Annotated in this window: 20 protein-coding genes and 1 other annotated feature; of the genes, 3 read left to right on the top strand and 17 right to left on the bottom strand. The window is 53.2% G+C overall.

Annotation, left to right across the window (positions count from 1 at the left end; all coding sequences use genetic code 11):
- Window positions 1-257: 257 nt before the first annotated feature.
- The 7 genes from murQ to EDM59_RS14855 form a co-directional block, all read right to left on the bottom strand.
- The gene (murQ, locus tag EDM59_RS14885; RefSeq protein ID WP_122924319.1) at window positions 258-1,181 is read right to left on the bottom strand and encodes an N-acetylmuramic acid 6-phosphate etherase; all 924 of its coding nucleotides are present in this window, start codon (window positions 1,179-1,181) and stop codon (window positions 258-260) included.
- A 5-nt stretch (window positions 1,182-1,186) separates the two neighbouring features.
- Entirely contained in the window at window positions 1,187-2,161 is a 975-nt protein-coding gene (locus EDM59_RS14880; protein WP_122924318.1) for an N-acetylglucosamine kinase, read from the bottom strand.
- Window positions 2,148-2,972, bottom strand: coding sequence for a carbohydrate ABC transporter permease (locus EDM59_RS14875; protein WP_092266147.1), 825 nt, complete (start codon window positions 2,970-2,972; stop codon window positions 2,148-2,150). The genes EDM59_RS14880 and EDM59_RS14875 overlap by 14 nt, the downstream gene beginning before the upstream one ends.
- Before the next feature lie 34 nt (window positions 2,973-3,006).
- Window positions 3,007-3,954 carry a carbohydrate ABC transporter permease gene (locus EDM59_RS14870; RefSeq protein WP_122924317.1) on the bottom strand — a complete coding sequence of 316 codons (948 nt, stop codon included), beginning with the start codon at window positions 3,952-3,954 and terminating at the stop codon, window positions 3,007-3,009.
- A 61-nt stretch (window positions 3,955-4,015) separates the two neighbouring features.
- On the bottom strand, window positions 4,016-5,326 hold the full coding sequence (locus tag EDM59_RS14865; protein ID WP_122924316.1) for an ABC transporter substrate-binding protein: 1,311 nt from the start codon (window positions 5,324-5,326) through the stop codon (window positions 4,016-4,018).
- A 54-nt stretch (window positions 5,327-5,380) separates the two neighbouring features.
- On the bottom strand, window positions 5,381-6,418 hold the full coding sequence (locus EDM59_RS14860) for a serine hydrolase domain-containing protein (RefSeq protein ID WP_122924315.1): 1,038 nt from the start codon (window positions 6,416-6,418) through the stop codon (window positions 5,381-5,383).
- A gap of 13 nt (window positions 6,419-6,431) precedes the next feature.
- Window positions 6,432-7,292 carry a MurR/RpiR family transcriptional regulator gene (locus tag EDM59_RS14855; RefSeq protein ID WP_122924314.1) on the bottom strand — a complete coding sequence of 287 codons (861 nt, stop codon included), beginning with the start codon at window positions 7,290-7,292 and terminating at the stop codon, window positions 6,432-6,434.
- A gap of 192 nt (window positions 7,293-7,484) precedes the next feature.
- Between EDM59_RS14855 and EDM59_RS14850 the strand changes: the two genes are divergently transcribed.
- Window positions 7,485-8,786 carry an amidohydrolase gene (locus EDM59_RS14850; RefSeq protein ID WP_122924313.1) on the top strand — a complete coding sequence of 434 codons (1,302 nt, stop codon included), beginning with the start codon at window positions 7,485-7,487 and terminating at the stop codon, window positions 8,784-8,786.
- A 238-nt stretch (window positions 8,787-9,024) separates the two neighbouring features.
- Here EDM59_RS14850 and EDM59_RS14845 read toward each other — a convergent pair whose 3' ends face one another.
- Both EDM59_RS14845 and EDM59_RS14840 read right to left on the bottom strand, forming a co-directional pair.
- Complete coding sequence (locus EDM59_RS14845) at window positions 9,025-9,720, bottom strand: metal-dependent hydrolase (protein WP_122924312.1); 696 nt, start codon at window positions 9,718-9,720, stop codon at window positions 9,025-9,027.
- A gap of 285 nt (window positions 9,721-10,005) precedes the next feature.
- Complete coding sequence (locus EDM59_RS14840; protein ID WP_122924311.1) at window positions 10,006-10,200, bottom strand: DUF2642 domain-containing protein; 195 nt, start codon at window positions 10,198-10,200, stop codon at window positions 10,006-10,008.
- A 248-nt stretch (window positions 10,201-10,448) separates the two neighbouring features.
- On the opposite strand from EDM59_RS14840, the gene EDM59_RS14835 reads away from it, so the two are divergent.
- Window positions 10,449-11,045 (top strand): MerR family transcriptional regulator, encoded by a 597-nt coding sequence (locus EDM59_RS14835; RefSeq protein ID WP_122924310.1) that lies wholly within the window; start codon window positions 10,449-10,451, stop codon window positions 11,043-11,045.
- Window positions 11,046-11,111: 66 nt separating this feature from the next.
- Here the strand turns inward: EDM59_RS14835 and EDM59_RS14830 are convergent, their stop codons facing one another.
- The 3 genes from EDM59_RS14830 to EDM59_RS14820 form a co-directional block, all read right to left on the bottom strand.
- A complete protein-coding gene (locus EDM59_RS14830; RefSeq protein WP_122924309.1) occupies window positions 11,112-12,299 on the bottom strand; it encodes a M20 family metallopeptidase in 1,188 nt (395 codons plus the stop codon).
- A gap of 36 nt (window positions 12,300-12,335) precedes the next feature.
- Window positions 12,336-13,565, bottom strand: a complete 1,230-nt coding sequence (locus EDM59_RS14825) for a Zn-dependent hydrolase (protein WP_122924308.1) — start codon at window positions 13,563-13,565, stop codon at window positions 12,336-12,338.
- A gap of 129 nt (window positions 13,566-13,694) precedes the next feature.
- Window positions 13,695-14,993: a helix-turn-helix domain-containing protein gene (locus tag EDM59_RS14820; RefSeq protein ID WP_122924307.1), complete on the bottom strand. Its 1,299-nt coding sequence runs from the start codon at window positions 14,991-14,993 to the stop codon at window positions 13,695-13,697.
- A 177-nt stretch (window positions 14,994-15,170) separates the two neighbouring features.
- Window positions 15,171-15,435, top strand: a binding site (T-box leader).
- Window positions 15,436-15,514: 79 nt separating this feature from the next.
- Here EDM59_RS14820 and trpS point away from each other — a divergent pair.
- Window positions 15,515-16,504, top strand: coding sequence for a tryptophan--tRNA ligase (gene trpS, locus EDM59_RS14815; RefSeq protein ID WP_122924306.1), 990 nt, complete (start codon window positions 15,515-15,517; stop codon window positions 16,502-16,504).
- A gap of 69 nt (window positions 16,505-16,573) precedes the next feature.
- Here the strand turns inward: trpS and EDM59_RS14810 are convergent, their stop codons facing one another.
- The 5 genes from EDM59_RS14810 to EDM59_RS14790 form a co-directional block, all read right to left on the bottom strand.
- A complete protein-coding gene (locus EDM59_RS14810) occupies window positions 16,574-18,055 on the bottom strand; it encodes a sodium:solute symporter family protein (protein ID WP_122924305.1) in 1,482 nt (493 codons plus the stop codon).
- Window positions 18,052-18,255, bottom strand: a complete 204-nt coding sequence (locus tag EDM59_RS14805) for a DUF3311 domain-containing protein (RefSeq protein ID WP_122924304.1) — start codon at window positions 18,253-18,255, stop codon at window positions 18,052-18,054. The genes EDM59_RS14810 and EDM59_RS14805 overlap by 4 nt, the downstream gene beginning before the upstream one ends.
- Before the next feature lie 95 nt (window positions 18,256-18,350).
- Window positions 18,351-19,547, bottom strand: a complete 1,197-nt coding sequence (locus EDM59_RS14800; protein ID WP_122924303.1) for a Zn-dependent hydrolase — start codon at window positions 19,545-19,547, stop codon at window positions 18,351-18,353.
- Window positions 19,544-20,923, bottom strand: a complete 1,380-nt coding sequence (locus EDM59_RS14795; RefSeq protein ID WP_122924302.1) for an MmgE/PrpD family protein — start codon at window positions 20,921-20,923, stop codon at window positions 19,544-19,546. The genes EDM59_RS14800 and EDM59_RS14795 overlap by 4 nt, the downstream gene beginning before the upstream one ends.
- Window positions 20,920-22,311: a dihydroorotase gene (locus EDM59_RS14790; RefSeq protein ID WP_122924301.1), complete on the bottom strand. Its 1,392-nt coding sequence runs from the start codon at window positions 22,309-22,311 to the stop codon at window positions 20,920-20,922. Before EDM59_RS14790 ends, EDM59_RS14795 begins: the two co-directional genes overlap by 4 nt.
- Window positions 22,312-22,324: the final 13 nt, after the last annotated feature.

Here is a 22,324-nt window from a genome sequence, read left to right as displayed (position 1 = left end):
TCCAGATCAGACCGTCCAGGAAACGTCCTATTAAATAGGAAGAGAGTTCTTCTGAACGGCGAGAAGCAGCGTTATCGCTCCCAAAACGCAAAGAATCGGCTCAGCAAAAAAAGAGAGCGGCCACACCAAATTCAAATCCCATCCCTGTCATAGGCTGTGGCCTCTTCTATTTTTCCTGCGCCGATGCTCAAAGTGATGAATGAAGAAACCGAACACAAGTATCATGGCATTCGCTAACCTCTGCGGCGATGACAGGATCAGGCGGATCCTTGCTCGCCTAACACATCCTCGATGGCGGGACGAACCTTGCTGCCTGCCCGCTGCAGTCTTTCCGCTGCCTCCGCGCGAGGCAAGCCTGATTTTTGCATCACGATTGCCAGCTTGACGTCCCCCATTGCCTCTGTAATCAGGCGCTCTGCTTCTGGATAGTCGACCCCTGTGACCTGCATGACAATATGTTTGGCTCTTTCCTTTAGCTTGTGATTGGTCGCCTGCACATTGACCATCCAGTTGCCGTATACCTTGCCTACACGGACCATGCTTGCGGTCGTCAGCATATTCAGAACCATCTTGGTGGCACTGCCCGCTTTGAGTCGGGTCGATCCGGTCACGACCTCGGGACCTACTGACAGATTGATGCAAACATCCGCCTCCTGATTAATATCGGAATCGGGATTGCACGAGAGAGAAATCGTGACAGCAGATCGTGCCCTCGCCTCGGCCAAAGCGCCGATGACATATGGGGTTCGACCGCTCGCTGCTATGCCGACAACAACGTCGCCTGCCTGCACACCTCTCTCCCGAATGTCCTCCTGGCCGAGTGCAAGCGAGTCCTCCGCCCCTTCTACTGCGATCGTGAGCGCTGCGGGACCTCCTGCGATAATTCCCTGTATGAGAGCAGGATCTGTGCCAAAGGTTGGCGGGCATTCCGCTGCATCCAGCACACCGAGTCGGCCACTCGTGCCGGCTCCGATGTAAAACAGGCGCCCGCCGTTGTTCAACGCCTCGGCAATCAGCTCCACCGCTTGCGCTACTTCCGGCAGCACTTGCTGTACAGCCTGCGCCACTTTTTGATCCTCTTGATTCATCAATGTCACGATTTCGAGCGCGGACATCTGATCCAACTGCTCACTTGCAGCATTTCGCATTTCTGTCTGGAGTTGGTGCAAGTTTTCTCCCACTGCCTTCACTCCTCTTCTGATACCCTTCCACTCAGCTGCAGCTGGTGTTGGATGTCTGCATGTATGCTCCATCCTGCCCTCTTCATGGCAGCGACCAGAGCACCTACTACTGGCGGCACATTTGAAATTCGGGCTTCAAAGGTCACTTTTTGGAGCAGCTCTTCGCGCAGTCGCGTATTCGCCGTGAGCAGCCCTCCTGCGAGCACGACAGGCAACAGGCTCTCTACTTTGCTTTGGCAGGCGGAGGCGAGCTGTAACAAATCATCGGCTGCCAAAGAGATCAGCTCGCAAGCAATCGGATCGCCAAGTCTCGCCGCTTTTTCCACCAGCGTGCTGGTATCCGCCAGTTCCTTTCGGGGATTGCTCCCTCCGTAAATGCAGGCAATCAGCTCCTCGGGACGGCTCACTTGGTAATGCTCGAGATAGAGCTTAGTGAGAAGCGTCCCTGCTCCACGGCCATCCGACGCCCGCATCACGGCAGTTGCTGCCCTGCGTCCCAAGTCAAAGCCGCTCCCCTCATCTCCGACCAGATAACCCCAGCCACCTGTGCGATACCTCTTGCCTTGCTCCGTAACCGCATAGGCGATCGACCCCGTGCCTGCGATCAGCACGATCCCCGGCTCCCCCCAGGTTCCCGCGTAAAGAGCAGCTACTGCATCGTTGTCGAGCAGCAGTCTCTCCCTCCACTCGGCTCCAAATTCCGCCTGCAGCCGCTTCGTGATTTCTGGACGGTCCGCTCCTGCAAGTCCGAGATAGACCGCTGCTACCTCTTCTTTTTTCACCCCTGCGCCATTCATGACCTCGCTTATAAGCTGGCGAATCGTAGACGCTACATCCTCAAAGGAGCGAGAGAGCGGATTGCTCGCTTCGCCGTCAACGATTGCCTTGATTTCCCCTTTGTCATTGCAAATAGCGGCTCTCGTCTTGGTCCCGCCGCCATCAAGCGCGATAAACCACTGCGATTGCTTATTTGACTGCACCAGCTGTCAACCCCTCCATGAACTGCTTGGACGCCATGAGGAACACGCCGATCATCGGCAACGCAGACAGCGTGAGACCCGCAAACAGCAGGCTCCAGTCCGTTTCATACTCGCCAAACAACACCATCATGCCAACCGGAATCGTTTTTAAGGTATCTTCCTGGATGAATATCAAGGGAAAGAAAAAGTCGTTCCAGGCGTGGATGAAGTTGATGATGACAACCGTTGCCAGCGCAGGACGTATCAGCGGCAAAAGCACCCGCCAAAAGACTTGAAAGTTGTTGCAGCCATCGATTCGCGCCGCCTCCTCCAGCTCTACAGGCAGCGTCCGGAAAAAACCGGTCAAAATGAAAACCGCCACTGGAATCCCGCTCGCCGTGTAAATGAGGATGAGCGACCAGAGGGAATTGAGCAAGTTCAAGCTTTTCATCAATAGAAACAACGGCACAATCCCCAGCTTGACCGGAATCATCAGTCCCAGGAGAAACACGAAGTAGAGCGCGGCTGTCCACTTGAAGGAGAAGCGCGCCAGGTAAAAAGCAGCCATGGCGGAAAAGATCGTGATCAACAGGACAGACATCAGGCTGACGAAGATGCTGTTCCACAGAAAGTCAGCAAAAGGAACGACTTCCCACAGCTTTTGGTACGTCTCAAAGCTGAATGCTTTCGGCAGCGACAACGGACTTGTAAATATTTCCATATTCGTTTTGAACGAGGAGGCAACCATCAAGACGATCGGATATAGTGCTACCAACATAAACAGATACGCGACCACGTATTGCACGGCTTTGCCACCCATGCTCGTTTTCAAATGGATCTCCCCCTTTCTCGCCAAGCAGTACGTCTCAATGCTGGACCTCACGCTTGCGCATCAGGTAGACGGAGATCGCCGACACCGATGCTACGATAATGAACAGTACGACAGCCAGCGCCGAGCCAAGACCGAGGGCGGTTTCCCCTGCACCACCACTGCCTCCGAACGCCATGCGGTAAAAATAGACAGCCAGTGTGTCCGTGGAATAATATGGTTCCCCCATGGATCCTTGCATCGCGTATACCAGTTCGAAGGCTTCGAAGGCCTGAATAAACGTAAAGACAGTCATAATGGTGATCGAAGGCATGCACAGCGGCAGAATGATCCTCCAGAGCATCGTCAAGCCTCTTGCACCATCCAGCCTCGCTGCCTCGATCAGCTCCTCCGGAATAGATTGCAGCCCCGCCAAAAAGATCAGCATGGCAAAACCGACACCGAACCAGCAGTTGACGAGAATGATGGCCATCAGAGCCGTATCCGGGTCTCCCAGCCACGGCTTCGCCCAGTCCGCGAGCCCGACGCTCGTCAGCACGCTGTTTAACGCACCGTAGTTCGGATTAAAGATCAGCTTCCACAAAAATCCGATGACGATCACAGACAACAGGCGCGGCATGAAGTAGGCGATCTTTAAAAATCCTGCACCGCGAATTTTCCGGTAAATAAAGAAGGCTAGCATAAAGCCAATCCCGTTTTGTACCACCATCTCCACCACGAAATACAGGACGTTATGGCTCAATGCATTCCAGAACATTTCATTGAAGGGCTCCACCGTGAACAAGGTTACAAAGTTTTTTAGACCAATGAACGCACCGCGCTTGATCCCTTGCCAGTCGTATAGGCTGTAAACAAAGGCAGAAAAAATCGGGTAAACCAGAAAAACGAGATAAATGGCCAGAGCCGGAAGCGGAAACAGGTGGATCAACCAGCTTCTTCGTCTCTTTGGCCGGATGGATTGACTGTCTGTAGCGATGGTACCCACCCCTTTCTGTAGAGACGGAGGGAAAAGCCAGCTCTCCCCTCCGCATCCTACTCAAGCACCCTTATTTTTTAAACGGTTCAAACCACGTTGCGGCCGATTTCTGTACTTCATCCACGACCTGCTCCGGTGTCAATTTGTTCAGGTACATCCCCTGAAGGGCATTCTCCAGCGTTTTCTTGGTTGTCGGATTGCCTTCCGAGAAATGAACGATCATCAAGTAAGGAGTCGCGTTTGTTTGCGTCAGCTCTGTCAGTCGGTTTACGAGTGGATCCTCTGCGGATACTCCCGGAATCGGGCTGATCATCTTGAACTGGTTCGCATACAATTCACCAAACTTTTTGGTAGTCATAAACTCCATGAATTTCAACGCTTCCGCCTTGTGCTTCGACTTTGCGTTCACCGCGTAAGAGCCATCTACCCATGTCGTGATGACCTGTTTGCCATCATCTGTAGGCATTGGGAAAAAGTCCAGCTGCAAGTCCGGATTCAGCTTCTTGATCCCTTCCATTTCAAAGCTTCCGTTGATAAACATGGCAGCTTTGCCAGTGGCAAACAAAGTCCGCATATCATTTAGCTCAAGCCCAACAAAATTTTCCGGGAAATAAGGAATCAGTTCCTGCATGCGTTGAATAGACTTGAGGAATTCTGGGCTCTTCAGGTCGCTTTCGCCCTTTAACAATTTATCCATGTAGCCATTTGTAAAGCTCGCGGGTGCAATGACACCGTGGCTCAGGGAAAGCAGCCAGCCTTCTTTTGCCCCAAAGGAGATGGGGATGATGCCTTTTTCTTTCAGAGCTTTTGAGGCAGCAATCAGCTCATCCCAGCTCTTCGGCACACTCACACCGTTGTCGTCAAAGATTTTTTTGTTGTAGAAGAACTGTGTAGTACTGAGCGTCAGCGGAACTCCGTATACTTTTCCATCTTTGCCTGTCGCACCCGCTAGTACCTCTTTTGGGATGTTGCTGATGCCTGGAAGGTTGTCGAGCGGCTCCAAATATCCGGCTGTAGCCAAGGCAGCACCTGTCGCATACGGGCGGAGCTGCAGGATGTCAGGACCGCTGTCGCTTTGCAGGGCCGTGTTTAAAATCGTGTTGTACTCCGTTGCCTTGAAAGGCTTGAAATCGATCTTGATATTCGGATTCTCTGCCTCAAATGCAGCAATGAGCTTGGCATAGCCCTCCGTGTCCTCCACGCGCCAGCTGTGCATGGACAATGTAACCTGCTGGCCTCCCCCTGCTTGATTCCCTCCTGAGTTGTTTCCTGGATCACTTGATGGCTTCGCCTCGTTTCCTCCGCCACCACTGCAGCCTGTCAGTGCCAGGGCAGCTGCGAGCACGACAGATGCTGCTGTGTGTAACCGAAATCGCTTCATACCTAACCCTCCCCCATTTTTCTCATGCCTTGTTGTGACTCATGCTCTATCAAGTCAAGCCCGCTTTAGGTGGGCTGTGACTGCATCGTGAATCATTGGCCGCAGCCGCCGCAATTGATGATCGCGCCCTAGATGTACTGCGTTTGTAAGAAAAATGACGGCCCACTCGTGTACAGGGTCGATCCAGATGCTCGTTCCTGTAAATCCGGTGTGACCGTAGCTGTCCGGATGAAAGGTAGAACCACAGCTGAGTGGAAGGCTGGGATCGTTGGACTGCCAGCCGTACCCTCTGCGCTCTGTCCCAACAGGTGTCTGGCAGCGAATAGCAGCCTCTCGCCACTCTTTGCTGATGATGGCGCGAGCTTCGTCCATCCAGCTTTGTGCGTACCGAACCAAATCGTCTGCGGTCGCAAACAGCCCAGCATGTCCGGCAATTCCGCCCATCACGAAGGCCTTCTCGTCGTGAACCTCTCCGACGATGTACGCCCCCGTGAGTGAATCAAATTCTGTATTGGCAATATTTTTTATAGATCGATTATTCGGACAATAAAGAGTGTGATTCATCCCAAGCGGCGCGAAGACGCGCTGGGTCACAAACTGATCAAGCCGCTCGCCCGTTACCTTTTCAATCAAAAGGCCGAGCCAGATCATCCCCAAATCACTGTAGATGACCTTTTTTCCGGGTTCTTGGAGAAGCTGTTGCTGATACAGCAGGTCTGGCAGCAGAATTTGGCTTTTGCGTGTACGCTCCTCGAGGTCGGCAGGAAGACCGGACGTATGGGTAAGCAGCTGAGCGATAGTGATTTCCTTTTTGTCACGGGGGCAATCGGGAAAGAAATATCCGATCGGGTCCTCCAATCGGATCTTCTCTTCTTGCAGCAAGAGCAAGAGGGCTGGCAGCGTCGCCGTTACCTTCGTCAGGGAAGCCAGATCGTACAGCGTGTCTCTTGTGACTGGCTGGCTTTTATCCACACTGGTAGTGCCTACATCGCAGGAGAAGGCTAGCTCACTCCCCTGCAAGACGCGCAGGGCTGCTCCTGGAAGCCACCCTTTGTCCACCCACTCCTGCAGCAATTCCTTCACATCGTCCATAGCCTCTTCCCCCTCAATTGGATGAGCGTTTTGTCCGACTCACAGCTACGCGCGTTTTCTCCAACAGCGGAATGACGTCCTCCTGCTTGCGGCTGACCATGGCGATAAACAAAATGTCGATTACATTCAGCTGAGCAATCCGCGACGCCATTGCGCCGCTGCGCACGCTTTTCTCGACCGAGCTGGTAAATAGCCGAATACTTGCCAAATCCGCCACAGGCGATGAGCCGAACTTCGTCAGACTGATGATCGTCGCCCCCTGTTGCTTTGCCTCCGTCAGTGATTGGATAATATCCTCCGTTTGGCCGGAGTAGGAAATGCCGAATGCCACGTCCTGCTCCGTCAAATTGACGGCAGAAGTCAATTGGGCATGAAAATCGGAATAGGCTTCGCACCACAGATTGATGCGGGAAAGCTTTTGTTTGATATCGTCAGCGATTACCGCAGATGCCCCTACACCGTACACGTCAATCTTGCGCGCCCGGGATAAAGCGTCAGCCGCCCGCATGACTTCTTCACTGGACAGAACAGACAGGGTATCCTGGATCGATTGGATATTATTCCAGCTCACGGCCTGCATGATGGAATCGACCGAGCCCTCCATCATGATTTCCTGGTAGCTGCCGACTGCGGATGTCTGCTTGTTCAAATCACCTGCAATACGCAGCTTGAGCTCCTGGTAGCCTTTCATATTCAAGGATCGAGCCAGTCGAATGATGGTCGCTTCAGATACGCCGCTCAGCTCCGCCAGCTTTTGCACAGACAGTTTTACTACGTCTTCTGGATGAGCCAGAATGAACTGAGCCACTTTTCTCTCAGATGGCTTCAACTCGTCCAATATCGCTTGTAGACTGACAAGACCCCCATTTAGCATAAATGACACCGCTTTCTCCAGATCTTACCTCTCATTTTATGAAGCAATATTTCTTTAGTCAACCATTATCTAATAAACAATATTTCAAAAGCAGGAAAATAATGACTTCTCTGTCGATTCTCCCTCTTGACCTTTCCGTCGCGTGAAGCTTTACGCTCAGTAACAGAACGTGAATGAAGGAGGATTTTTCATATGAATCGCAGGAAACGTTTCGTCATCAAAGGGTGCCAGATCCTCACAATGGTTCAGGGAGACAAGCCATTCGTTGGAGACTTGCTCATCGAAGACGGGTACATCACCCGCATCGCAGCATCCATCGATGAACAGGCGGATCATGTCATCGACGGGATTGGCAAGGTCGCGATGCCCGGGCTGATCAACGCCCACAACCATGCCGGGATGTCCTTGCTGCGCGGCTTTTCTGATGACTTGAAGCTGATGGATTGGCTGGATAAAAAAATGCTTCCCGCCGAAGCTCGGATGACCAAGGAAGACATCTATTGGGGAACCATGCTCAGTGCGGCGGAAATGATCGCTTCCGGCACAACTGCCTTTGCTGATATGTACGTACAGATGGATGCTGTCGCACAGGCTGTCGTGGACAGCGGTATGCGTGCTGCGCTGACTCGCGGGCTTGTTTTTCTGGAGGATGACGGTGGACAGCGTATGAAAGAAGCCCTCGATCTCATTGAAAGCTGGACAGGCGCTGGCGACGGACGCATTACGACCATGCTCGGCCCGCATGCTCCCTACACCTGCCCCCCTCAGCCTTTGAAAGAAGTGATCGATCTGGCGCGCAGCCGGAAGATCCCGATCCACATTCATCTGGCAGAGACGGTCGAGGAGGTGGAAAAAATCCGTGAACGGTATCAAAAGACGCCAACGGAATACTTGCATGAGCTGGGTCTTTTCGCAGGCAATCACGTCCTGCTCGCCCACGGTGTTCACCTCACACACGCGGACATAAAGCTCTTGTGCGGCATGAGCGGCGGGGTGTCGCATAACCCCGTCAGCAATCTCAAGCTGGCTTGCGGCGTCGCTCCCATCCGCGAGATGATCGAGCAGGGAATTACGGTCGGTATAGGGACAGATGGAGCTGGAAGCGCAACGACGCTCGACATGTTTGCCGAAATCAAGGCTGCCGCGTGGATGCAAAAGCTGGACGCCGGTGATCCAACCGTCCTGCCCGCTGAGCAAGCCTTGCGCATGGCGACGATCGAAAGCGCCAAACTGCTCAGGATCGACTCGGAGATAGGTACATTGGAGGTCGGAAAACGCGCTGATCTCATTCTCATCGACCTGAACAAACCGCATTTGCAGCCTGTGCACGACCTCTACTCCCTGATCGCCTACAGCGCCACCGGAGCCGATGTCGACACGACCATCGTCAACGGTCAGATCCTCATGCAAGGCCGCCAGCTTCTCAGCCTGTCCTGGGAGGAAACCCGCCTGGAGGCAGCAAAGCGGGCGAAACGTTTAGTGGCGGGTTTATAGATCAGATGCCCTAGGAGAACCCTTTGGCGAGCTCATGCTTATCCGTATTAGAAAACTTGGCTCCGCCAAGCTTTGCGGTGGAGGCTTAGTACCCAAAGGGCACAAGTCTCGCTAACTCTCTTCGTTCGAAGTCTCACTATGTTGCACTTATACTGGCTAAGAATCTTATCCATTCTTACTGTACAAAAGAAGCCGCCTTCCTCTCGCAAAGGAAGACGGCTTTTCACGCTCGCGTGCCTTACGACAAACGCAACGATTCTCCTGGCTTCAATGCTTTCCCGCGAATATCCTTCTCCGCCAGCTCCGCTACAAACGCTTCGCCGTCTTGCTTGATCGGCGGGAAGGTATCGTAGTGAATCGGAATCACATAATCTGCTTTCACCCACTCTGCAGCTGTCAGTGCATCTTCTGGACCCATCGTGAAGTGGTCGCCGATCGGCAGAAAGGCAAGATCGATATCGTGGCGATCACCAATCAGCTTCATATCGCCGAAGAGACCTGTATCCCCTGCATGGTAGACCGTTTTGCCACCGATTTCGATGACAAAGCCACCTGGCATTCCCATGTACACGATCTGCTTTTGATCGTCCAAAATAACCCCTGAGCTGTGGAAGGCTTGGGTCATTTTTACTTTGCCAAACGGAAGCGCAACGGATCCCCCGAGGTTCATCCCGATCGTTTTGGCGCCTTGCCAAGCCAAGTAGGTCGCCAGCTCATGCGTCGCCACGATCGTCGCATCATTGGCCTTCGCCAGCTCGACCGCATCCAGAATATGATCCTGGTGACCGTGAGTCAGCAAAATATACTGCACCTGGATGTCTTCCAGCTTTGTTGTCGCCTGACCATTTCCCGTAATGAACGGATCGATCATGATGGAGTGTCCTTCTGCAGTCAATTGAACGGAAGAATGTCCGTGAAACCTTACATCTAACATCGTTTCCCCTACCTTCTTCGTAGTCTTTCAATCTCCCTACTATGTTACCACGAAGGGGCTGGGGAATAAAATCCACTGCACAGGCGCAAATGTGCCGCCATCTCGCTATCCCTTGGCAAAGGCTTTGTATTAGAAAACTTGGCTCCGCCAAGCTTTGTGGCGGAGCCTTAGCTGCACATATACTGGCTAAGAATCCTATAAATTCTTCCTGTACGAAAAAAGCTGCCGATTGCTCGACAGCCCGAGGGACCATGCAGGCTTTGTCAGCATGCGTGGCCTACTCTCTTAGCAGTTAGGGTCGTGTTCGGTTACCGCAATAATTTTGGAATCGCGAATAATGGTCCGGCGATTATTGTCATGCTCGCGGAGGATCAATGTCGTCGATTTCACTTCAACCAGTCGTCCAAAAAAATTGCCGCGTACCGTTTCTACTTTTACATTTTTTCCTTGAAGCTTCTTCACCTGGTCTTTAAATGCCATGGTCAATCCCTCCTTCTACAGCATCCTATGTACATTTGGCGCAGCCCTACTAGAGCAAAAGCGGATAAGGAGTGAAAATGTACTTGTACCCCTACATCATCTGTCCCGATCCCACGACTTTCATCGACAGGCCGCCACCATTTGTACGAACACTGCAGGAATTTGTCGCACGATTCGTTACAGGAAAACCACCATCTATCCAGAAACCGTATGGAGGATGGAAGGAAGAAAGACTGGAGGGATGAACGATGGGAAACGTCATTGAGCTTGTGGCACGAGAACGCACGTACAGCGGCAGAGAGGTTGCCGAAATGCTGGGGATTGGTGCAAGCACGCTGCGAAAGTGGAGCATGCTGCTTGAACAGCATGGCTACTGGTTTTTGCGAGACAGCCAAAACCGGCGGGAGTACAGACAGATGGACGTTGCCGTACTGCAGCGCTTTTACCGCTTGACCAAGGATCAGCTCTTCCCTCAGGAGCAAGCGGCCCTCATGGTCGTCAATCATGTAGTGGATTCTCCGGCGCTCGCACATCAAGAGACCGCTGTTACACTCGCTCCTGCGTTGAGTGTTCCTGCCTCCGTTCCCGCTCCTGTTCAAACCAGCCACTTGGAGGAAAAGCTGCATGCCCTTGCCGCTCACGTCCAGCAGCAGAACGCAGCCCATCACGCTTTGGTAGAGCGTGTAGAAAAGCAGGAGGCCTATATCCGCTCCAGCCTGAAGGAACGGGATCGACGTCTGCTGAAAGCGATGAACGATATCATGGACGCCAAGGTACAGCTCGCCAAAATGAAGGACGAGCAGCGCAAAACCTCGATCTGGCACAAGCTGTTTCGCATGCAATAGCCATCGGACAAGAAAAAACCTCCCGTCGCAAAGGACAGGAGGCTGATCATAACTGTTGCTGCGTGTTTATTCGGCTTCCATCACGATTTTTCTCGCAGCATGGACGAACATTTTTACGCCTACCGCAAGCGCATCCTCGTCGATCGTAAAACGTGGATGGTGGTGTGGATAGGTGATACCTTTCTCCTTGTTGCCCGCTCCTACGTAGAAGAAGCAGCCCGGAGCTTTTTGCTGGAAGGCCGAGAAGTCTTCCCCGCCCATGGTCGGGCGCATATGATCCACCCACTCAGCTCCCAGAGCTTCTATCACGACGTCTTCCATCAGCTGGGTTACTTCGGCATCATTGATGACGGGACGATAGCCAAATTCATAGGTGAATTCATAGGTTGCACCATGCGCCTCGGTAATCCCTTTGATTACACGCTCCATGAGCTTTGGCACGGTCTCGCGCAATTCCTTGTCAAAGCTGCGCACCGTTCCACAAATTTCTACAGCTCCCGGAATGACGTTGTGCGTCGTACCGCCCACGAACTTGGTCACAGAGAGCACCAGATTGTCCAGTGGGTCGGTAGTACGGGAGACGATATGCTGCAGGTTGGTTACGACTTGCGATGCAATCGCGATGCTGTCGATGGTTTGATGCGGAAGTGCTGCGTGTCCGCCTTTGCCAAACACGTTGATCCAGAACGTATCAGGGGCTGCCATCATCGGTCCAGGGCAGATCCCGATGGTTCCGTACTCCATCGTCGACCACAGATGGGTACCGATCACCAGGTCAACGCCGTCCATGACACCTGCTTGCACCATCTCTTCAGCGCCGCCCGGATAGATTTCCTCTGCGTGCTGAAAGAAAAAGCGCACTTCCCCTTTGATTTTGTCCTGCATGCCAGACAGGATCTTGGCCGTTCCGAGCAGCATGGAGGTATGCCCGTCATGGCCGCACGCATGCATGACACCCGGGTTTGTGGAGATGAAATCGAACGTGTTTTCCTCCGTAATCGCAAGCGCGTCAATATCCGCGCGCATCGCCAGCACCTTGCCCGGCTGGGAGCCGATCAGACGTGCCATGACACTGTTTTTGGTCGGACGTGAGAGCTCCAGATTGTCAAAGGTCGACAAGGTATCATAGATGAACTGCGCCGTCTTCTCTTCATGAAAGGACAGTTCTGGATGCTGGTGCAAATAACGCCGCCATTCAATTACTTGTTGCTTGACCTGCTCTACCGCTTGGTTTAGCTCTGCTGCTACTGTCATTTCCTTCTCCTCCTCCAATTGCCCCTCGTTTATCGCTTATTTCCCACTCGCCAAAGTAAGCACGGTACGATACAGGACTTGTGCCCCGTTCCCACAATCTTCTTTGCTCGTATACTCCGCCGGATTGTGACTGATGCCATCCTTGGATCGGGCGAAGATCATCCCCACGGGACACAGCTCGGTAAGCTGCATGCAATCGTGTCCAGCCCCGCTTGGAAGGGTAATCGTCTCGAGTCCCTCCGCCTCACACGCAGCCTGGATCGCCGCCCGAATTTCCTCTGAGCACACAGCTGGATTGATCCGCTGCAGCAATTCTACTTGCAGCTTGACACCACGTTTGGCACAGATCGCTTCTGCTTCGGCCATGATCGCTTGCTCCACCTGATCACGCACCTGAATATCCACATCCCGCAAGTCCAGCGTAAATTCTACGCGCCCCGGAATGATATTGACGCCTCCCGGGAAAACCTGCAGCTTTCCGACTGTTCCGACACTGATTTCCTGACGAGCTGCCTGGCGCTCGATGACCAGCATCACTTCTGCTGCTGCTGCCAGCGGGTCTTTTCTCATGTTCATCGGCGTGGCACCTGCGTGACCGGCCTCGCCCTCCAGAACAAACTTCAGCCAGAGCGGACCTGCTACCCCACTGACGATGCCGACAGACAGATCGCGGCTTTCCAGTACTTTGCCTTGCTCGATGTGCAGCTCTACATACGCCTTCACGCTGCCAGGCTCTCTCGCTGCCTTGCCGACCTGAGCAGGGTCAAGACCAACGTTTGCCATCGCCTCGGCAATCGAAATCCCTGCCTCGTCCCGACTGACCAGCTCGTCCTCTTTCAGAAGGCCCGCAATCCCGCGGCTGCCGATCATTCCGTAGCCAAAGCGGGTACCTTCTTCATCTGTAAAAGCAATCACTTCGATGGGATGCTCGGTCTCGACGCCCTGCTCATTCATGGTTTGCAGCGCTTCGACACCGGAGAGCACGCCGAGCGGTCCATCGAAGTTTCCTCCGCTCGGTACCGAGTCCAGGTGAGAACCGACCAATACCACAGGTGCATTTGGATTTGTTCCCTCTTTGCGGCCGATCAGATTGCCTACCTCATCTTCTCTCACGGAGAGTCCCGCTTCTTTCATGAATCCTGTAACCAGGTCTTTGGCTGCACGCTCTTCCGGTGAAAAAGACAGCCGCGTGATTCCTCCCACTTCCTGAGTACCAATGGAACTCAGCTGCATCAATCGGTCCCACAAACGATCCGCATTGATCAAGATGAAGCACCTCCTCTAACGTCTATTCTTAATAACGGTTGATTTTCGGTTATGTCCTTTAATTGTATAGTAGTCTGTCTATTTTGAAAAGAAAAACCCGAGTGGCGGATTCGGATATTTTCTAGAAAGCTACCACGTAATCCGGTAAACTTTGCGAGGACGTCCCCGCGGATTCGGGCTTTCTTCTCCAACCACCTGTGCGAGCCCTTTGGATTCCAGCTCCATGAGGATTCGGCGAGCGCTGCGCGGCAAGATTTGCATAGACTGCGCGAGCTCATGGGCATTGATCTCCATGGTTTTTCGCTTGCGGAGAATCGAGTCCAGCTTGGATAAGGTGAGCACGCTGAGTGACGTTTGTTCGCCGAGCTTCCGCAGCCGTGCAGAAACACTGCTGTAGGACAGCTGCTCGCTGCTTCCCAATGGGCCAACAATGCTCTTGTCGTCAAAAAACACCATCCAGTTGGCAGACCCTCTCTCTTTGGCATGGAGCAAGGCCGTTCCTGCATGGATTTCCGCTTCGTTGGCCGTCTTGCCAATCCCGATCCCGCATGTGACCGCGTCCGCCTCGATTCCAAAGCCTTCCTCCAGATCCGGCATCGTCGTAAAGCCAGTCGTCGCGTTCTGCAAAATGCCTCGGGTCGTAAAGATGGCATAGCGTCCCGGTCCCGCTGTTTTTAAAGAGCCATGCAAATGCTTGGCGTAGCGCAGCAGCTTTTCCATCGTCTTGATTTCTGCATTTTGCCAGTCGTCTGTCGCAAACGTACCACCTGCCAGCTCGCGGAACGGGTCGATCTCCATCATCTGCACCGCGATCTGTGTGTCTTTGAAGTGCAGCATTTCATTGGTTCTCAGCAGCATGTGGATCACTGCCTGTACACCTGAACGAGTCGGAAGGACACGCTGCACGGGTACCCCCCTTTCCCGTAGCTCCAAATCAGCCGTACGCAAGCAGGTCACCGCCGCACGGGTCTTGCCTTCCTTCCACAGCTGTTCATGGTAGTCGGCGAGCTCGCCTGCCGTAATCACGCCATCGTAATGCTTGAGCCAGCGATGCCCGCCCTCGATCCCTGCTTCCTGCAGAAACAGATCCAGTTCATCGACAGAAAACGTGTCGAAGCTGACATCCTGAACTCGGATATTTTGTTGATGAGACAAATAAAGCAGTGTCCGGTACAGGCTTGCCCCCATATGCGGGACATACGCCATGGGGACCTTCACCTTTCCCCATGCTTTCACCAAGCTGTACGGTACTTTACCGGAAAACAGCCACATATCCGCATCGTGAATGTGCGGCTCTAGTAAATCAACGATTTCTTCTTCCTTCCAATAGACGATTTTCAGACATTCCAGTTCCGAAAATTCTCGTGTGACAGACTCGATAATCTCCAAGGAATCGTCCGCGCCCAAGACCCCTAGACGTAGCTTCAAGGCGTGCCCTTCTTTCCTTCGATGTTTCTTTTACGATAGCAGATATGCCAGGCTGTGAAAACAGACTGCCTTCTTCGTGGTTTGCCGCATCAAACTTACTTTTCTTGGGTATCCTGTTCAAGTACCCCTTGCTTTTTTCAAAATCACTCGGTAAAATGATTGCTCAAAGGGTAACATTTGATGGCAATGAGGAAGAAGAGTAGGCATTTGATGAGACTTCAGAGAGCTGATGGTTGGTGCGAATCAGTGTCAAGTGGATGTTGAATGGGCTTCCGAGCTCCAGACCGAACCCGCTTTTTTGCAGGCGACAGTAGGCTCTGGCGTAATCGTCCGTACGTTATCATCGGACACCGTATCATAGGTACGGGTTAAGAGATTTTGCGCATGTCTTTTGGTGTGCGTGAAATAACAAGGGTGGCACCACGGTTCATTCGTCCCTGTCCAGGGCGGATGGACCTTTTTGTATTGATTTGAGCTTTTTTCCAAACGACTACGGGAAACAAGAAAGGAGCTTCACCACTATGAAAACCATTTTCTCCGGCATTCAGCCCAGCGGTATTCTGACCTTGGGCAACTACCTGGGCGCCATGAAGCATTTCGTACCCCTCCAGGAAGAATTCAACTGCTTCTACTGCATCGTGGACCAGCATGCGATCACGGTACCGCAAGACCCTGCCGTGCTGCGGGAAAACATCCGTCGTCTGGCTGCGCTGTATCTGGCTGTCGGCCTCGATCCTGAAAAGGTGACCCTGTTCATCCAATCCGAAGTGCCTGCTCATGCCAAGCTGGGCTGGATCATGCTCTGCACCTCCTACCTCGGCGAGCTGGAGCGCATGACCCAGTTCAAAGACAAATCCGACGGGCGCGGTGAGTCCATTCCTGGCGGTCTCCTGGCTTATCCGCCACTGATGGCAGCAGACATCCTTTTGTACGACACCGACTACGTGCCTGTTGGCGAAGACCAAAAGCAGCATCTGGAGCTGACCCGCGACCTGGCGACCCGCTTCAACAACCGCTACAGCGAAGTCTTCAAGATCCCCGAAATTCGCTTGCCGGAAACAGGCGCACGCATCATGTCCCTGCAAGACGGCACGAAGAAAATGAGCAAATCCGACTCCAACGTTGGCGGATTCATCTCCATGCTGGATGACCCGGATACCATCACGAAAAAGATCAAGCGCGCGCAGACCGACTCTGACAGCGCGGTACGCTACGACAAAGCCGAAAAGCCTGCCGTATCAAACCTGATGACCATCTACTCGCTTTGCTCTGGCAAGTCGCTGGAAGAGATCGCGTCGATGTACGAAGGAAAAGGCTACGGTGCCTTCAAAGGCGATCTGGCTGAAGTCGTGGTAGAAACCCTGCGTCCGATCCAGGAACGCTACAATCAGCTGATCCAGACCTCCGAGCTGGACGATATCCTCACAAAAGGGGCCGAAAAGGCGAGCGAAACAGCAAACAAAGTGCTTCATCGCGTGGAAAAAGCAATGGGGATGGCACGCCTCGGATAATCGGGGAGAAAACGAAAAAGACGGGCAGAGACATCTCTGAAGCCCGTCTTTTCGCGATTCGGTCAGTCTTTACTTCGTTGTTTCCGAAACCGTCATCTGTCCCGGCTCGGTTACTTTTCTCGTAGCGAGGCTCGCCACCAGCATCACGATAATATTGACCACCAGGGCGAATACCCCGTTGTTCAAATCCTGAATCCATTGCGGCATTCCTGCGAACAGCATCGCCATCGTCGTTTTGGTAAAGGTCATGTAGACCACGATCCCTACGCCAAAGAAGATCCCCAGAAACGCTCCCTGCTTGGTAATGACATTGCGTTTCATCAAGCTGCAATACAGAGCGGGTGCGAGCTGTGTCACGAGCGAGAAGGACGTGAGGTACAGCGTTGCCAGTGTGTTGTTTTCACCGAGAGCCATTCCTCCACATACGAGAGACAGGAGAACGACAAACACTTTGGCTACCTTGGCCGAGTTCTTTTCCTCTGCCTGCGGTCGAATGTAACCGTATACATTCTTCGTTAGCATGGTTGCCGTCGACATCAGCATCATGGAGCCGGGTACCAGCGTGGACAACAGACCTGTCGCACCGATGATACCGACAAACCAAGGATCAAAGGTCTTCATCGACAGCTTCAGCAGGGCATAGTCCCCATCTGCCCCCACCAATCCCGGCACTTCCACAATCGCGGTGAATCCGACGAAGTAAACGAACAGGATCATCAGGGCATACAACGGAAGCAGAATCGCATTGGTTCGGAAGGTTCGAGCACTTTTGGCGGCAAAGATCGTCGGTGCATTGTGCGGCCACATGAAATAGCCAAACGCACTGATCGCGACAGTCGAGATGAACCAGCTGAGGCTCATGCCTTTATCAGGAAAGGTTAGAATGCCTTCCTTTGCTGTATTCACGGCTTCAAACATCTGTTGAAAGCCGCCGTGGTAATGAACAGGCAAATAGATGCCAAGGAACAGGATCACGAAGAAGATGAGAAAATCTTTGACGGTAGATGTCCAAGCCGATCCGTGAATACCGGAAATCATCACGTACACGACCAGCGCTACCATCCCGATCAGAATCGCGACACTAGGAGATATCGCTCCATAGGACGTGGCGGATACGAGAATCCCCATCGATTTAAACAAGAGGACAATATACGGAACCAGCGCTACAACCCCGACGATCGTTACGAACACGCCCAAAATCGGGCTGTCGTATTTCGAGGCGAAGAACTCCGATTGGGACACCAGATTATGCTTTTTGGCATATTTCCAGATCGGAGGCAAGAGCCAGTAGGAGGTCATCGCACCCAGGGTCGTAAAGGCGATCAGATAAAAGCCGACTGCCCCTTTCGAGTAAGCAAGACCGCTGGTACCGAGCAAGGTAAAAACCGAGTAGGTTTCACCCGCAAGCAGCAGGAAGACAAACAAGCTCCCGAAGCCACGGCCACCAATCGCCCACTGCTCCATCCCCATGTCCTTCCCTCTGCGCGCCATGATGCCAAGAAGCAAGCTCACCAGCAACGCACCGAAGATGATCAGCATCGCACTATTCATTCGGCTTCCTCCTCTTGCTTATTGATCGGGTCCAGCTTATAGATGATGCCCATGATAACCGCTGTCATAACGGTCCAGAAAAAGAACCAAAACATCAAGAATGGAAGTCCGAATACGTATGGCTCCACTTTATTGACAAAACCAGTGCCCACGAGAATAGCCAGAAACGGCAGCACTCCGAGCAGATAGTATGCTTTCATGCAGTAAGCCCCCTTTTTCGTTGCGGGTATCTGGAGTGAGCGGCCGTACCACCGATCTTTGACAAGGAGTGGTACGACCTTCCCTCTACACGAGCTTATTGATATTTCTCGATCAACAGCTGCAGTGTTTCTAGCATGACATTGGCGCCTGCCTCGATATCCTCCCACGAGGTGTACTCCTCTGGATGGTGGCTCACACCGTCTTTGCTAGGAACAAAGACCATCCCGACATCGGTAAGCGCTGTCATCGAATTGGCGTCGTGATTGGCGCCGCTAAACATGTATTGGTACGACTCGCCGCGCTTCTGGCTGGCTTCGTCGATACACGCCTGCATGGAGTTCGGCAGCGATTGCGGATGCTTTTCTACCGCGATCTCGATCTGCGCCTCGATTTGATCGTTGGCCCATGCTCGAATCTGCGCTTCGATGCCTTTCATCTCTTCCCAGCGGCTGCCGCGGATTTCGATCATCAGGTCGGCTTGCCCGGGCACGACATTCGCCAGATTCGGTGAAAGAGAAATCTCCCCTACCGTCGCGACGATATCGCTATTGGCAGCGACAGCCAGACGGTTGACCTCCTGGATCAAGCTAGCGGCATCCACGAGTGCGTCTTTACGCAAATGCATCGGTGTTGTACCCGAATGGCTGGCTCTCCCCATCACTTTTACGGATAGTCTCAGGATTCCCGCAATGGCAGTCACGATGCCGATTTTCTTTTCATTCGTTTCCAGCAGGGCGCCTTGTTCGATGTGCAGCTCCACGTAGCAATGATAGTCATCTCGGCTTCGTTTTACCGCCTGCACATCCTCCCAGGAAAAGCCCACCTGTGAGAGCTTCTGCTCAAAATCCTCCGAGCGCTTCACCAAGCCTGCTACTGCCCGGCTTCCGAAGGTTCCTCCGAGAAGGTTGGCTTCTTCCCCGACGAAGGCGATGAGCTCCAAAGGAACTTTTGGCTCACATCCACTCTCGCGCATCGTCTCCAGGCATTCCAGCCCAACGATGACGCCTAGCGCTCCGTCGTACAAACCGCCTTCAGGCACGGTATCCAGGTGAGAGCCGAATGAAATCGCCGGTTTTCCTGAATCCCCCCATCTGCCAAAGACATTCCCCACTCGGTCTTGTGTGACAGTAAGTGATTGATCAGTCAGTTTCTCTTTTAACCAATCGAGCGCCTTCTTCTCTTCGGCGGAGTACGCCAGTCGCGTATAGCCTTTTTCGCCTGCATTCGCGATGGCGCCAACTGCGAGCAAATTGTGTTTTAAGCGCTCCAGATTAATCTTCATCGCTTTCATTGTGATCCAGCTCCCCTCTTTCCCGTCGATGCGGCAAGTCGCTCGAGCCACTCACCAAAATCGTTCACATCCGGCAAAGCTAGAGCTTGATCGATGATTTCGTTCGTTTGATCGCCGCTGCAGACGCACACAGCCAGCATGCTGGCAAATTTGCCGAGCAGCTCTTCTCGTGGAAACGGCTGATCGTAGTTGCCGGAGGCCGCATCGACAAACGTGCTATACGTGACTCCCTGATGGTCGGTGACCGTGACGCGGGCAGCCCGCTTGTTTGGCAGCATCGCCGTCATTTCGGGGTCTTCGGTTACCTCGATCCGCTGCGCCAATTCCCGCACAGACCTATCGGAGAAAATCTCTCCCGCGAACGAATCGTAGAGAGAATGCCCATGCAGGATCGCCGATAGCAGGAACGGAATGGAGAACTTCGCGGACAAAGCGTTCACCGGGTTCGGATCGTTCAAGCGTGCTGCCAAGCTATAGGTCTCCACTTTTGCCGAAGCGATCTGCGAAGCATCCAGCCTCTCTTCCTTTTGCAGAGCGAGCAGAGCATCGATCGCAGAATGCGAGAAGCGGCAGGACGGGTACAGCTTGAAGTAGTTTTTGTCCAAAAGGGGCGGTGCCCACAGATCCGACTCGAACAGCTCGTAGCGGATTCCTTTGGACAGGATCGTTCCCCACAGATGATCGACGACGTGCTCACTGCTGCAAAAGCCCGCCTCTTGGAACGTCCATGCCTGCAGGGCGAGAAAGCTCCCGACACCGGTATACAGATTGCGGACGGTCATTCCGGTGACAGCTGCTTCCCACGAAGTAGCGATCGGCAGGGAAGCAGCCAGAAGTGCAGCCTCTACGATTGCCTGTTTGTCCTTTTTCATCAGCAAGCCAGCCGCAACTGCGCCCCCGACATTTCCCCAAGTACCGTGCGGATGCATGTCGTCGTTCATGTTGCTGGCATAAGCCAAACGAGAAGCGACTTCGTAGCCGATGACAAAGGCACGTAGGATTTCCATCCCTGTCGCTTTCTGTTCCCACGCCGTGATGAGAATGGGTGCCAGCATGTGAGCGGCGGGATGTCCTTTGGCAAACTGGTTGCCCTCATCGAGCTCGTTGCTCACAATCGCCGTGCCGTACAGCATCGCCGCATGTTCCTTCGTCGTGTACAGCCCTGTACCCAGCACCGGAATCGAATGCTTCTCATCCTTTTGCGGCACACCTGCTCGCGCAAGATACCCCTGCAGCTCTGGCGCGGTGAATCCGAAGCAGGAGGAAAACATCGTATCTGCTACCATCCAGGTCGCCCGCTCTCTCGTCGCTTGCGGGATGTCTTCGATCCGTTTGTCCAGAAGCTCGCCTAGCTTGTGCGTGAATCGGCTGATCATAGGCCGCGTTTCCCCCCTACAGGCGCCCCTTTATAGGCAGACCCTGGGACAAAGGAGCCAAAGCCCGGCTCAACCGTTACTTGCTCGCCATCGTATACCGTCGTTCCGCGGACGATCGTTTGAATGACTTTGCCTTTTACCTCTTTTCCGTGGAAAGGAGAGATTTTGGAGTGGGAGCGGAATTGGTTTTCATCTACTGTCCAAATCGCTTCCGGATCGATCACGGCGAAATCCGCGTCGAAGCCTACTGCGATTTTCCCTTTGCCCGGAATTCCGAATACTTCGGCAGGGTGCTGGGACATCACTTTCGCGAACTGTACTGGTGTCATGGTGCCTTTGGCTACCGTGCTGTCAAACATGAGCGGTGTCATGATCTCTACACCCGGCATGCCAGAGGATGCTTTGAAAATGTTGTCTTTACCCGGATCTTTATGCTCTGCTCCCCACGGTGCGTGGTCAGAGGAGATCAGCTCGATATCGCCTGCCTCCAGATGCTGCCACAGTCCTGCTACTTCTTCCGGATGGCGCAGCGGCGGATTGTTTTTCGCTTTTGGCCCAAACTCATCCAGAGCGTTTACATCCAGCAGCAGGTACGGGTAGCAGGTCTCGCAGGTCACTTTTACGCCTTGAGCTTTAAACTGCTTGATCAAATCGATGGTACGCGGATGGCTCACATGGACGATGTGCAGCTTGACGCCTGTCCAGTACGCGAATTCCATCAGCTTGAGCACAGCACTCGTTTCCGTCAGTGGCGGGCGCGTCTCGTTGTGCGCCTTTGGATATACCTTGTTCGCCTGTTTGTATTCATCGATCATATCTACGATAATCTCGTCGTTTTCCGAGTGGAACGCTGCCCGCAAGCCTGTCTGTTCGATCAGCTGCATCGCCTTGAGGATCTCTGGGTCAGGAATGCGCGGGAAGCGGTAGGCATCCGTCTCGAAGGTCGACATTTTAAAGGCAACCGCTCCTGCTTCTGCAAGCGGCACGATCTGTTCGGTACCGCCTGTTTTGGAGATGGTTCCCCACAAGCAGATGTCGACAACGGCTTCTTTTTCGAGCTGTTGTACCTTTTTTTCAAAGATTTCTACATTGGAAATGGGATTCGGCAGGTCGTAGGGCATGTCTAAAAAAGTCGTGATGCCTCCTGCTGCCGCGGACATGCTTGTCGGAATGAAGCCCTCTTTCGGATTACTGAAACAGTGAACGTGCACATCGATGGCACCTGGGAACACATAAGCGTTTTCAAAATCGAGTACCTTGTCTCCCTGAAGCTGCTCTCCCGCAGGCTGGATGGTCGCGATCTTGCCATCCTTTACCCCGATCTGTCCCGAAATCACGCGGTCTTCGCCAACAATCTTGCCTCGTACTACCAAATCGTACTTTTCCATTCTGTCTCCCACC

Source organism: Brevibacillus nitrificans, assembly GCF_003710965.1.
GTDB classification, from domain to species: domain Bacteria; phylum Bacillota; class Bacilli; order Brevibacillales; family Brevibacillaceae; genus Brevibacillus; species Brevibacillus centrosporus.
The sequence above is the reverse complement of the archived record's forward strand: the minus strand, read 5'-3'. Positions and strand labels throughout refer to the sequence as shown.

Excerpts from the sequence above, each read along its gene's own strand:
- EDM59_RS14810 (WP_122924305.1), bottom strand. The coding sequence starts at position 18,055 with ATGAATAGTGCGATGCTGATCATCTTCGGTGCGTTGCTGGTGAGCTTG.
- EDM59_RS14835 (WP_122924310.1), top strand. The coding sequence starts at position 10,449 with ATGGGAAACGTCATTGAGCTTGTGGCACGAGAACGCACGTACAGCGGC.
- EDM59_RS14830 (WP_122924309.1), bottom strand. The coding sequence starts at position 12,299 with ATGACAGTAGCAGCAGAGCTAAACCAAGCGGTAGAGCAGGTCAAGCAA.
- EDM59_RS14790 (WP_122924301.1), bottom strand. The coding sequence starts at position 22,311 with ATGGAAAAGTACGATTTGGTAGTACGAGGCAAGATTGTTGGCGAAGAC.
- EDM59_RS14795 (WP_122924302.1), bottom strand. The coding sequence starts at position 20,923 with ATGATCAGCCGATTCACGCACAAGCTAGGCGAGCTTCTGGACAAACGG.
- EDM59_RS14860 (WP_122924315.1), bottom strand. The coding sequence starts at position 6,418 with ATGGACGATGTGAAGGAATTGCTGCAGGAGTGGGTGGACAAAGGGTGG.
- EDM59_RS14845 (WP_122924312.1), bottom strand. The coding sequence starts at position 9,720 with ATGTTAGATGTAAGGTTTCACGGACATTCTTCCGTTCAATTGACTGCA.
- EDM59_RS14840 (WP_122924311.1), bottom strand. The coding sequence starts at position 10,200 with ATGGCATTTAAAGACCAGGTGAAGAAGCTTCAAGGAAAAAATGTAAAA.
- EDM59_RS14865 (WP_122924316.1), bottom strand. The coding sequence starts at position 5,326 with ATGAAGCGATTTCGGTTACACACAGCAGCATCTGTCGTGCTCGCAGCT.
- EDM59_RS14805 (WP_122924304.1), bottom strand. The coding sequence starts at position 18,255 with ATGAAAGCATACTATCTGCTCGGAGTGCTGCCGTTTCTGGCTATTCTC.
- EDM59_RS14850 (WP_122924313.1), top strand. The coding sequence starts at position 7,485 with ATGAATCGCAGGAAACGTTTCGTCATCAAAGGGTGCCAGATCCTCACA.
- EDM59_RS14800 (WP_122924303.1), bottom strand. The coding sequence starts at position 19,547 with ATGAAAGCGATGAAGATTAATCTGGAGCGCTTAAAACACAATTTGCTC.
- trpS (WP_122924306.1), top strand. The coding sequence starts at position 15,515 with ATGAAAACCATTTTCTCCGGCATTCAGCCCAGCGGTATTCTGACCTTG.
- EDM59_RS14855 (WP_122924314.1), bottom strand. The coding sequence starts at position 7,292 with ATGCTAAATGGGGGTCTTGTCAGTCTACAAGCGATATTGGACGAGTTG.